Raw genomic sequence first — 11,543 nt, 5'->3', positions numbered from 1 at the left:
GACGGCTTGCCCTGAGCGCGCCATGCCGCTGGCATGGCAGGCGCTCGCCGGCTGGCAGGCTGCGCATCGCGCAGCGCCGCCGGGGCATCGCATCCCCGTGCCGTCAGGTCGGGGAGAGATGCAGGGCAAGATTGAAGGGTACGGCACCACGGTGCGCACAAGGCGTGTCTGCACATGGGGGTGGTGCGGCACGCGCCGGTACGCGGCACCGTGCCGCGAGTTGGAGCAAGGTCAGGCCGGCTCAGGAGATATCGCGTGCCTTCCATCCGCTGATGCGATGGCCTTGGATGGAGCTTCCCGATGAGCCGACGCGACCGTTCGGACGGCGACGACCGTTTCCGTATCCGCCCGGGCGCGCCGAAGCACCGCGGAGACGCTTTCATCAACCAGGTGTTGCGCCAGACGAGCAAGGCCGCCAATGCCACCGGTGGCCGGAGCGGCAAGACGCCTGGCGCGCGGTTGGGGCGCGGCCATGTGGCGGCACGCTTCACCGGGCAGTCGCTGTCCGCCAACTCGCGGCGCGCCGCCGTCAAGGTGCGGTTGGTATATCTGAAGCAGGTCGGAGCACGCTCGACCGTCACGCACCTGCGCTACATCGAGCGCGAGGGCGTGGGCCGCGACGGCGAGCCGGGCAGGGCATACGGCGCGGCGACCGACGAAGCCGACCTCACCGCGTTCGAGGAACGCGGACACGGCGACCGGCACCAGTTCCGTCTCATCGTCTCGCCGGAGGACGGCGCCGAGCTGGGCGATCTGCGCACGTACACCCGGCACTTGATGAATCGCTTGGAGGCGGACCTCGGCACGCGGCTGGACTGGGTGGCAGTCGATCATTGGAACACCGACAACCCGCATACGCACGTCGTCCTGCGCGGCAAGAACGACACCGGCCGCGACCTCATCATCGCGCAGGCATACCTCACCCGCGGCCTGCGCGAGCGCGCTGCCGAACTCGCTACCGAATGGCTGGGGCCGCGCACCGAACAGGAGATCCAACGCACGCTCGCACGGGAAATCGAGCAGGAACGCTGGACCAGCCTGGACCGCACCTTGCAGCGCGAAGCCGTCGATGGGCAGGTGCATGTCGAACGCCTCAACGAGGCTCGGCTGCACCGCCAGCGCGAGCTGTTGATTGGCCGCCTGCAAAGTTTGCAGCGCATGGGGCTGGCGAGCCAACCGCAAGCCGGCGCGTGGGTGATCCACGTCGAGGCCGAGTCGACTCTGCGGGCGATGGGCGAGCGCGGCGACATCATTCGCACCATGCAGCGGGCGATGGGCGGCACGCAGCGCGAACTGGTCGTGTTCCAGCCGGGCGAGGATGGCCGCGCCATCATCGGCCGCATCGCTGCAAAGGGGTTGGCCGACGAGCTGTACGACAAGGGTTATCTCATCGTGGATGGCACGGACGGCAAAGCGCACTATGTGACGCTGTCGCCACGAACGGACCTGAAGCAATACCCGACCGGCAGCATCGTCGAGGCCAAGGGCGCCGCCGGCGCACGCGCCTCGGACAAGACCATCGTCGCGCTGGCCGTCGATGGTCTCTACCGCACCGACCGGCATTTGGCGGTCGCCCAAGGCCAGGTTAGGCCCGACCGCGATCCGCACGAAGTAGTGGCCGCGCACGTGCGCCGGCTCGAAGCCCTGCGCCGCGCCGGCATCGTGGAGCGTGTGGCCGAGGGGCTATGGAAGGTGCCGGACGATCTGCCCGAACAGGGCCGCCACTACGATAGCCAGCGTCTGGGCGGTGGCGTCGCGATCGAACTGAAGTCACACCTGCCCATCGAGCGACAGACCCGCGTGATCGGTGCCACCTGGCTGGACCAGCAGTTGATTGGAAGTGGCAAGGGGTTGGGCGACATGGGCTTTGGTGGAGAGGTGAAGGAGACGCTGCGCCAACGCACCGACTTTCTGGTGGAACAGGGGTTGGCTGAACGGCGCGGGCAGCGAGTGATTCTGGCGCGTAACCTACTGGCGACGCTGCGCAGCAGAGAGTTGGCGAAGGCCACGCGTGACATCGCTGCCGAAACTGGCCTGGAGCATCGGTCGGTGACCGATGGGCAGCGTGTGGCCGGTATCTACCGGCGCAGCGTGCTGCTGGCCAGCGGCCGATACGCCATGTTGGACGACGGCATGGGATTCAGCCTGGTTCCGTGGAAGCCGGTCATCGAGCAGTGGATGGGGCAGCAGATTGCAGTAACGGTGCGCGGCTCGAGTGTGAGTTGGGAGATTGGTCGAATGCGAGGCCCTACGGTTGGATAGCCTCATCGTTGGAAACTTGGCCATCAGCCATCAGCCAGCAGCCAATGGGCAATATGTGAGCAGCATCTATCGGCCGATCCCGTAACGACCAGGTTTCGCAGCTTCGCGCCATATTGCTCACGCGAATCGATGCCGCCGAACCTTTAGATGCGAGAACTCATTGTGGCGTTGAGGCTATTTGAAGGTGTAACCAAGTCGCCTGCAGCAAGGGTATTAGCCGGAATTTCAACTACCGTACACATAAGTGGGCATAGGATCGATACAGTTGCGTATGGCAACTCGCGTTGGAGACGGTCACATGACTATTTCTCGCAAATCACTATATTCCATGCTTGGTTTAGTGGCGTTTGCACTGGCTGGCAGCGGTGTCACCGTTGCCCAGAGCAGCATGCCGAAGACGGAAGCGAACAGTATGCAGAAGATGGATGCCATGCATCCGGGCATGAAAGGCATGCAGCACAAGATGATGGGCATGCACATGATGCCGGCGACGGTGACGGCAGTGAATGCAAGCACGGGCGTGGTCGACGTGACCACCGAAGGGATGGCCTTGAAGGTGCATTTTCCGCCATCCACGATGGCCAACCTGAAGGCCGGCGACAAGATCACCTTGCACATGGGCTTCAGCAAGCCGTGAGGCATCTATACCCAACTCCAGAGTTGAGGGTGTCGGGTCGCGCGGGTAAGCTCGCCTCATGACCTTCTCGCTGCGTCAACTCGCTCGTTCACGTCGCCTCCGGGCGATGGGCGCGCTGGCGTGGCTGATGCTGGTCATCAACTCATTGGCCGCTGCGCCGATGGGCATGACGGGAAGCCCTCATTCGCATGCCATGCACGCGACGGTTGCGGCGGTCAGTGAACACTGTCACCACCACACGGCCAGCGAAGGGTCGACATCCTGTTGCGACGGCCATGCAGGTTGTTGTGGTGGTTCAGTGGGCCATGCCTGCAACTGTGCAGCCATGTGCGGCAGCACGTTGCCACCCGGACCAGCTAACGTTGTGGCCCCGGCGACGATCACCGCCAATTACGCTACGCCGCTGCCCAGCAGCGCGCCATCGGTAAATACTGCCCCTCCGTTGCGACCACCGGCGGTCTGACTCTCCCTCATTTTCGATGAGCTTTGCTTGCGATCGTCGTGTGGATGATCGCAAGCAATCGGCTGTGATCGATATCGCATGGTCGGTATCGCTTGCCCTGGAGAGACCCATGAAAATGCTTCCCCCGCCCCCGGCGGATTTGTCACGTCGGCGCTTCGTTCAAGGCGTGGCCATCGGCGGTGCCGTAGTTGGTTTCGGCCTGCTTCGTCCACCAAACGTCTGGGCATTGACCAGCCCCGGCCGCCCCACCGTGCTGAGCGGCACCGACTTTTCGCTCGACATCGCCGAAACGCCGGTCAACTACACCGGCGCGCCGCGCATGGCCACCACCGTCAACGGTGGCATCCCCGGTCCGATCCTGCGCTGGAAGGAAGGCACCACCGTCACCCTACGCGTGACCAACCGCTTGCGTGTACCGACATCGATCCACTGGCACGGCATCATTCTGCCGTTCCAGATGGATGGCGTGCCTGGCATTTCCTTTGATGGCATCGCGCCGGGCGAGACCTTCGTCTACCGTTTTGAAGTGCGCCAAACGGGCACCTACTGGTACCACTCGCACTCGCGTTTCCAGGAGCAGAACGCGCTGTACGGTCCGCTGGTGATCGAGCCGGCTGGCCCCGAGCGCTACCCGACCGATCGCGATTATGTCGTCATGCTCAACGACTGGACCGACGAGGACCCGGAGCACATCTACGCCAAGCTCAAGAAGCAGAGCGACTACTTCAACTTTGCCCAGCCCACCGTGCCCGACTTCTTCCGCGACGTGCGCGAGAAGGGGCTGAGCCAGGCGTTGGCGATGCGCAAGATGTGGAATGAGATGCGCATGAATCCCACCGATCTGGGGGACGTCTCCGGCTATACCTATACCTACCTGATGAACGGCGCGGCGCCGGCGGGCAACTGGACTGGCATCTTCAAACCCGGCGAAAAGGTGCGCCTGCGTTTCATCAACGGTTCGGCTTCCACCATTTTCGACGTGCGCATTCCCGGCCTGAAGATGACGGTGATCTCGGCCGATGGCCAGGACATTGCTCCGGTGTCGGTCGACGAGTTCCGCATTTCAGTGGCTGAAACCTACGACGTGATCGTGGAGCCGCAGGACACGCGTGCCTATACGCTGTTCGCGCAGTCGATCGACCGCACGGGCTACGCACGCGGGACGCTGGCGCCACGCGAGGGCATGCAGGCCGACGTACCAGCGATGGACCCGCGCGTGTGGCTGAGCATGGAGGACATGATGGGTGCCATGCCGATGGGCCCCATGGGCCACGGCGGCGGGCATACGGCGGATGCCATGCCCGGCATGGACGTGGGCGGCATGCACGGGATGGCCATGCCAGGCATGGGCAATCTCACGCCCGGCGGTCAACCCATGGTCCGCCACGCGCGCACCGAGTACGGCCCCGGCGTCGACATGCATGTCGACATGCCGCGGACCAACCTCGACGATCCGGGTATAGGCCTGCGCGACAACGGTCGGCGCGTATTGACCTACGCCGACCTGCACACCATCGGTGGCCCGATCGATGCGCGTGAACCGAGTCGTGAAATCGAGCTGCACCTGACCGGCAATATGGAGCGTTTCATCTGGTCGTTCGACGGCGTGAAGTTCTCCGACGCCAAGCCGGTGCATTTCAACAGCGGCGAGCGGCTGCGCATCGTGCTGGTCAACGACACGATGATGAACCATCCGATCCACCTGCACGGCATGTGGAGCGAGCTGGAAAACCCTGAAGGTCAGTTCCAGGTGCGCAAGCACACCATCAATGTGCAACCGGCCCAGCGCATCACCTATGCCGTGTCGGCCGACAACCCTGGCCGCTGGGCCTACCACTGCCATCTGCTGTACCACATGGAGGCGGGCATGTTCCGCGAGGTGGTGGTGTCATGAAAACACATCGTCATATCTTAATCGCTCCGCGCCACACGGCGCTGCTGGTCGCGCTGCTGCTGGCCTTGCCATGGGTGGTGTCGGCACAAAGTGTTCCGGCTCCGTCGAGCAGTACGTCCTCCATGGACATGAGCACGATGCCGGGCATGGATCACGGCAGCATGCCTGGGATGACCATGCCGGCCAGCGCGAGCAGCATTCCGAAGCCGGCCGCGCAAGCGACAGCCAAGAAAGTGAAGAAGCACGCACCCGCCAAATCGTCCACCCCGTCGCATGACATGGGGAACATGGAAGGCATGGACCACGGCGCGATGCACGGCATGGATCACCGTTCCATGCCGGGGATGGATCATGGCTCGATGCCGGGCTCGGCGGCGTCTGCCGCGTCAGCGGCGTCCTCCGACACCATATCGGGGATGGATCACTCGTCCATGTCTGGCATGAGCCAACAAGCCATGAAGGGGATGGGTCACGGCACGATGCCCACCGATACGCAGAAGGCAGGCCACGGTGGCATGGCGGGCGTGGGTTCGATGTCCGGCATGACGATGGGTCCGATGCAGGGCGGCAATGCACCACCTGATGCGCGCAGTCCGGATTATTCCGACGGCATAGGCTACGGCCCCATGAAAGGCATGGACATGGCCGACAACGCGCCGCTGGGCATGCTGCTGTTCGATCAGCTGGAAGCGTTCCATGGCAAGAACGGCAACGGACAGACTTGGGAAGCGCAAGGCTGGTACGGCAACGACATCAACAAGCTATGGTTCCGCACCGAAGGCGAACGCAGCCGCGGCAAGCTGGAGGACGGCGACGTCGAAGCGTTCTGGAATCGCAACGTCGCCACCTTCTGGAGCACCCAGCTCGGGGTACGCCACGAACTGGGCGAAGGTCCCGGTCGCAACTGGGCAGCGTTCGGCATCCAGGGCCTGGCGCCGTACTGGTTCGAGCTGGAAGCCACAGGCTATGTGGGCTCGTCCGGCCGCACGGCCGCCCGCTTGCGCGCCGAATACGAACTTCTGTTCACGCAGCGGCTGATCCTGCAGCCGGAATTCGAGGTCAACGCGTACGGCAAGTCCGATCCGGCCCGACGCATCGGCAGCGGTGTATCCGATGCCCAGTTGGGGCTGCGTTTGCGCTACGAAATCCGTCGGCAGTTCGCGCCCTATATCGGCGTGGTCTGGACACGCCGTTTCGGCGCCACGGCCGACTTTGCCCGTGACGATCATCAACCCATCTTCGACCGGCAGTGGGTGGCCGGCGTCCGACTCTGGTTCTAAGGGGAATCCTCATGAAACAACATATCAAGCATCACAGCATCACCGTCGTCGCCGTGCTCGCCATCCTGGCGGCCGGTGCCGGCGTGTTTGTCTACTCGGGCCTCTACAACATCGGTGCCGACGACCACCACACCAAACCGGTCTTTGCGGTCTTGCAGACCCTGCGCGAGCGCTCCATCCATGTCCGTTCAGAAGACCTCGCGGTGCCTGACCTCAACGATCCGCAGCTGATCCTTAAGGGGGCCGGCCAATACGCGGCCATGTGCACTGAATGCCATCTCAAGCCTGGCATGAAGGACTCGGAAATCCGGCCGGGCCTGTATCCGCAACCACCGAACCTGTCGCAGACGCGGGTCGACCCGAGGGATGCGTTCTGGATCATCAAGCACGGCATCAAGATGAGCGCAATGCCGGCATGGGGCGGCAGCCACGACGACCCGACCATCTGGAGCATGGTCGCGTTCCTGCAAAAACTGCCCGACATGACGCCCGCGCAGTACAAGGACATGGTGGCCAAAGCTCCCGCAGATCACGACATGGATATGGGTGAAGACGGTGGCCACAGCCACAGCCATGGTGCCGCCGACGAAGACGCCTATGGGGCTTCTGCCATGAAGGGCATGGACATGTCCCGCGACGCCGGTCACAGCCACGGTGCCAACCCTGAGGAGGGTCATGTTCACGCACAAGCCGGAGCGAGTGCCGCCGCTGACGCCTCATTGTCCTTGGAGGGTATGAAGCCGAAGGCGGTACCGGCGGCCGAAGCCGTGGCGCAGGCGTTCCATACGGCCTTGCAGCACGGCGACCGGGCGGCGGTGCTTGCGTTGCTGGCACCCAACGCCGCGATCAGCGAAGGTGGTCACACCCAGACGCGCGATGACTACGCCAACGGCCATCTGGGCGAGGACATCGCTTTCTTGAAGGACGCCCAGATCACCCCGGTCTCCTTAGGTTCGATGCCGATGGGCGACACCGCGATGGTCGGTAGCGAAAGCGACATCCAGGCCATGGTCAAGGGCAAGCCGACCACGCTGCGCAGCCGCGAACTGCTTAACCTCGAACAGGACGGCAAGGACTGGAAGATCGTCTCCGTCCAGTGGCAAACCACGCCGGTATCAGGAGAATGACGATGAAATGGTGGCTTTCCCGCATGAGCATCAGCATGTTGTTTGCGGCGCTGTTCGCGCCGGCGGCGATGGCCGCGAACGCGTTCGACGTGTACAGCGACCCGTCCTGCGGCTGCTGCGGCGCGTGGGTCGGCTACATACGCGCGCAGGGCTACACCGTCACCGTGCATCAGGATCAGCCGATGGCGGCGGTGAAGGCGCGGCTCGGCGTGCCGCCCGGCGCCATGTCCTGCCACACCGCGCTGGTCGACGGCTACGTGATCGAAGGACACGTGCCGGTGGAGGACATCCGCCGCCTGCTCGCCGAGCGGCCGGACGCCCGAGGCCTCGCGGCGCCGGGCATGCCGATGGGCTCGCCCGGCATGGAAATGGGCGCACCGGAGCGCTACGAGGTGATGTTGATCGGCCGGGATGGATCATCCCGCGTCTTTGCCGCCCATGGACCCGAGGCCTGATCGCTGCCGGCCGGCTTGCAACGGAATCGCGGAACTTGAATAGGCGCGCTCACGGAAGCGCCTGGGGAAAATTCCGTTCATGCGGTACTACCGAGGAAACCCATCATGAGTCATCACCTGACTGAAGCTGTCAAAGCCTGCATCACCGCGTGCGACCACTGCGCCGTCGAGTGCGGCAACTGTTTTACGCACATGGTCGGCAAGGAAAGCTCGAATGACTGCCCCGCCTGTTGCATCGAATGCGCCGCCATGTGCCGGATGTGTGCCGATGCCATGGCGCGCAACAGTCCGTTCCAGAAAGAGATCTGCGCGCTGTGCGCGAAGATTTGCGACTGGTGCGCGGAGCAATGTGCAGCGCACGACATGGAACACTGCAAGCGATGTGCTGACGCCTGTCGGCGCTGTGCGGAAGCCTGCCGCAGCATGGGCGGCTGATCCTCCGTGGCCGGCTCGCCCACAGGCGGGCCGGCCACAACCACCCCTACCGTCGCCGCTGGCTACCCCGGCGCCGAGTTTCGGGCACCACCACAGGTTCTTCCGGAGACTGCAAGAATGACTGCCAACGAACACCATGCTGGCATCGGCGCCAACCCGAACGCGGGCGCACTCGATCCGGTATGCGGCATGCAGGTCGATCCGGCCCGCACTGCACATCACGTCGAGCATGAAGGGGTAACGCAGCATTTCTGCTCGGCGCGTTGTCTGCAACGCTTCGTCGCCGATCCAGCCAGATATTTGGCCCAGCGATCTGACGACACCGGCGCGCAGCCGGCGGGGACGATGTACACCTGTCCGATGCATCCGCAGGTGCGCCAGGAAGGTCCCGGCACTTGCCCGATCTGCGGCATGGCACTGGAGCCGGAAATGCCGAGCCTGGACGATGAGGACAATCCCGAACTGCGTGATTTCAGCCGCCGCTTCTGGTGGACCTTGCCGGCGACGCTGGTGGTGCTCGTGCTGGCCATGTTCGGCCACTACTTTCCCCAGTTGCCGGTGGACACCCGGACCTGGATCGAGCTGGTACTGACCATCCCGGTAGTGCTGTGGGCCGGCTGGCCCTTTTTTGTTCGTTGCGTGCAGTCGGTCCGCAACCTGAGTCCCAACATGTGGACCCTGATCGGCATCGGTGTCGGCGCGGCGTTCGGCTACAGCGTCGTCGCCACCGTTGCCCCCGATCTGTTCCCGGCGTCGTTCCATGAACATGGCCGCGTGGGTGTCTATTTCGAAGCCGCCGCGGTGATCGTCTCGCTGACCTTGCTCGGCCAACTGCTTGAGCTGCGCGCCCGCTCGAAGACATCGACCGCCCTGAAAGCCCTGCTGGGGCTGGCGCCAAAGACCGCACGTCGCCTGCGCGACGATGGCGGCGAGGAGGACGTCGAGCTCAGCCATGTCCACGTCGGCGACCGCCTGCGCGTGCGCCCCGGTGAAAAGGTGCCAGTGGATGGCGAGGTGGTCGAGGGACGTTCTCATGTCGATGAGTCGATGCTGACCGGGGAGCCTGTCCCGGTCGAAAAGACCATCGGCTCCAGCGTGATTGGCGCAACCCTCAATGGTACCGGCAGCCTCGTGATGCGGGCGGAGAAAGTCGGTTCGGCGACGGTGCTGTCGCAGATCGTGCAACTGGTCGCGCAGGCGCAACGCTCACGCGCACCAATGCAGCGCATGGCCGACAAGGTGGCTTTCTGGTTCGTGCTCGCGGTCCTCGCGATCGCCGTCGTGACCTTCTTCGTGTGGGGATTGTTTGGCCCGGAGCCGTCATGGACGTTCGCGGTTCTCAATGCGATCTCGGTACTGATCATCGCTTGCCCCTGCGCGTTGGGGCTGGCCACGCCAATGTCGATCATGGTGGCGACCGGTCGGGCGGCCGGGGAAGGCGTGCTGTTCCGCGATGCCGAGGCGATCGAGAACCTCCGCAAGATCGACATCCTGATCGTGGACAAGACCGGGACGCTGACCGAAGGCCGTCCGGCATTCCACACCGCATTGGCGGCTGAAGGATTCACCGAGCGTGAGGTGCTGCGTTTGGCGGCCAGTCTCGACCAGGGCAGCGAGCACCCGTTGGCCGACGCGATCGTCGCGGAAGCCCGTCATCGTGGCCTGGCGCTGGAAACGCCGGAGAGCTTCGAGTCCGCCACGGGCATCGGGGTACGCGGCAAGGTGGGAGGCTCCGCCTTGGCGATCGGCAACACCGCGTTGATGCACGAGGTCGGGGTCGATCCATCCGTTCTTTCGATTCCAGCGGAGGAGCTCCGTCGAGCCGGCGCCAGCGTGATGTATCTGGCCGTCGATGGCGCCCTGGCCGGCCTGCTCGCAGTGGCCGACCCGATCAAGGCCACCACCGCGGGCGCCATCGCATCACTGCACGCCGCTGGCCTGAAAATCGTGATGGCCACCGGCGACGGCGTCACCACGGCCCATGCGGTCGCGCGCACGCTGGGCATCGACGAAGTCCATGGCGAGGTCCGCCCGAAGGACAAGATCGACCTCGTGCGGCAACTGCAAGCCAATGGGCACCGGGTAGCGATGGCTGGCGACGGAATCAATGATGCGCCCGCGCTGGCTGGTGCCGACGTCGGCATCGCGATGGGCACGGGCACCGACGTCGCGATGTCGAGCGCGCAGGTGACGCTGGTCAAGGGCGACTTGCGGGGCATTGTGCGGGCACGGTCGATTTCCAACGGCACCGTCGCCAACATGAAGCAGAACCTGGGCTTTGCTTTTCTCTACAACGCATTGGGGGTACCCATCGCCGCAGGCGTGCTTTACCCCCTGACGGGCCTGTTGCTCAGCCCGATGATCGCCGCTTTGGCAATGAGCTTGAGCTCCGTGTCGGTGGTCGCCAATGCGTTGCGGCTGGGCCGTAAGCGGCATGGCTGAGATGAGCAACGTCGGCGAATGGGGCGTGCCCAGCGCGATGCCTTCGCCGGCAAAGGCGGGAGTACGTCTATCGTGACGCGATCCGGGCTTCCGAGTGAGCTAGTAAGAACAGCGGGGGCGGCTCGGCCGACAACCCGTAGTTGATTCAAGTCAACGCAATGCTTGGTATTTTGGAGATATAGTGTCGCCCATGGCTCGCCCTTTCCGCATGCGTCGCACCACACGTCGCCGCCTGTTCTGGCTGGTGACGCTGCTGATGCTTTGGCAGCAGACGGCACTGGCTGCTTATGTTTGCCCGACTGTGTTCGAAGCGGCGACGGCGACCGCGTTGGTGAATTCGATGCCGGGCATGGACGACGGCTGTGCGCAGAATCGGGATACCCCCGCCAGTCCGCTGTGCCAGAAGCATTGCATGCCCGAGCACGCCACGCAGGTTGAGGCCCACACGGCGTCGGTGCCACTGAACCCAATGCCCGCGATGCCCCCGATGCTGATATCGGTCACGGCCGTTACTCCGCCATCGAATCGCGCGCTCCAACGTGTCGGGC

The 11,543-nt window shown here is 64.2% G+C and carries 9 protein-coding genes; 8 read left to right on the top strand and 1 reads right to left on the bottom strand.

The genetic code is table 11. From position 1 onward, the window contains the following. Window positions 1–300: 300 nt before the first annotated feature. The 8 genes from ABFC67_RS06380 (at window position 301) to ABFC67_RS06345 (ending at window position 10,995) form a co-directional block, all read left to right on the top strand. Window positions 301–2,262, top strand: coding sequence for a relaxase/mobilization nuclease and DUF3363 domain-containing protein (locus ABFC67_RS06380; protein ID WP_318159425.1), 1,962 nt, complete (start codon window positions 301–303; stop codon window positions 2,260–2,262). Window positions 2,263–2,560: 298 nt separating this feature from the next. Further along, the gene (locus tag ABFC67_RS06375) at window positions 2,561–2,899 is read left to right on the top strand and encodes a hypothetical protein (protein ID WP_318159426.1); all 339 of its coding nucleotides are present in this window, start codon (window positions 2,561–2,563) and stop codon (window positions 2,897–2,899) included. A 572-nt stretch (window positions 2,900–3,471) separates the two neighbouring features. After that, complete coding sequence (locus ABFC67_RS06370) at window positions 3,472–5,256, top strand: copper resistance system multicopper oxidase (RefSeq protein WP_318159545.1); 1,785 nt, start codon at window positions 3,472–3,474, stop codon at window positions 5,254–5,256. Beyond that, complete coding sequence (locus ABFC67_RS06365) at window positions 5,253–6,536, top strand: copper resistance protein B (protein ID WP_318159427.1); 1,284 nt, start codon at window positions 5,253–5,255, stop codon at window positions 6,534–6,536. Before ABFC67_RS06370 ends, ABFC67_RS06365 begins: the two co-directional genes overlap by 4 nt. An 11-nt stretch (window positions 6,537–6,547) precedes the next feature. Continuing rightward, complete coding sequence (locus ABFC67_RS06360) at window positions 6,548–7,663, top strand: c-type cytochrome (protein ID WP_318159428.1); 1,116 nt, start codon at window positions 6,548–6,550, stop codon at window positions 7,661–7,663. A 2-nt stretch (window positions 7,664–7,665) separates the two neighbouring features. Then, complete coding sequence (locus ABFC67_RS06355) at window positions 7,666–8,118, top strand: DUF411 domain-containing protein (RefSeq protein WP_318159429.1); 453 nt, start codon at window positions 7,666–7,668, stop codon at window positions 8,116–8,118. 105 nt (window positions 8,119–8,223) lie between these two features. After that, window positions 8,224–8,553, top strand: coding sequence for a four-helix bundle copper-binding protein (locus ABFC67_RS06350; protein ID WP_318159430.1), 330 nt, complete (start codon window positions 8,224–8,226; stop codon window positions 8,551–8,553). Window positions 8,554–8,670: 117 nt separating this feature from the next. Further along, entirely contained in the window at window positions 8,671–10,995 is a 2,325-nt protein-coding gene (locus ABFC67_RS06345) for a heavy metal translocating P-type ATPase (RefSeq protein ID WP_318159431.1), read from the top strand. Between the two features lie 285 nt (window positions 10,996–11,280). On the opposite strand, the gene ABFC67_RS06340 is transcribed toward ABFC67_RS06345, so the two are convergent. Next, window positions 11,281–11,499 (bottom strand): hypothetical protein, encoded by a 219-nt coding sequence (locus tag ABFC67_RS06340; protein ID WP_346737186.1) that lies wholly within the window; start codon window positions 11,497–11,499, stop codon window positions 11,281–11,283. Window positions 11,500–11,543: the final 44 nt, after the last annotated feature.

It is taken from the genome of Mizugakiibacter sp., from assembly GCF_039680435.1.
Taxonomy (GTDB): Bacteria; Pseudomonadota; Gammaproteobacteria; order Xanthomonadales; family Rhodanobacteraceae; genus Mizugakiibacter.
The sequence above is the reverse complement of the archived record's forward strand: the minus strand, read 5'-3'. Positions and strand labels throughout refer to the sequence as shown.

Coding starts and splice junctions, on each gene's coding strand:
- ABFC67_RS06345 (WP_318159431.1), top strand. CDS start 8,671: ATGACTGCCAACGAACACCATGCTGGCATCGGCGCCAACCCGAACGCG.
- ABFC67_RS06360 (WP_318159428.1), top strand. CDS start 6,548: ATGAAACAACATATCAAGCATCACAGCATCACCGTCGTCGCCGTGCTC.
- ABFC67_RS06350 (WP_318159430.1), top strand. CDS start 8,224: ATGAGTCATCACCTGACTGAAGCTGTCAAAGCCTGCATCACCGCGTGC.
- ABFC67_RS06380 (WP_318159425.1), top strand. CDS start 301: ATGAGCCGACGCGACCGTTCGGACGGCGACGACCGTTTCCGTATCCGC.
- ABFC67_RS06365 (WP_318159427.1), top strand. CDS start 5,253: ATGAAAACACATCGTCATATCTTAATCGCTCCGCGCCACACGGCGCTG.
- ABFC67_RS06355 (WP_318159429.1), top strand. CDS start 7,666: ATGAAATGGTGGCTTTCCCGCATGAGCATCAGCATGTTGTTTGCGGCG.
- ABFC67_RS06375 (WP_318159426.1), top strand. CDS start 2,561: ATGACTATTTCTCGCAAATCACTATATTCCATGCTTGGTTTAGTGGCG.
- ABFC67_RS06370 (WP_318159545.1), top strand. CDS start 3,472: ATGAAAATGCTTCCCCCGCCCCCGGCGGATTTGTCACGTCGGCGCTTC.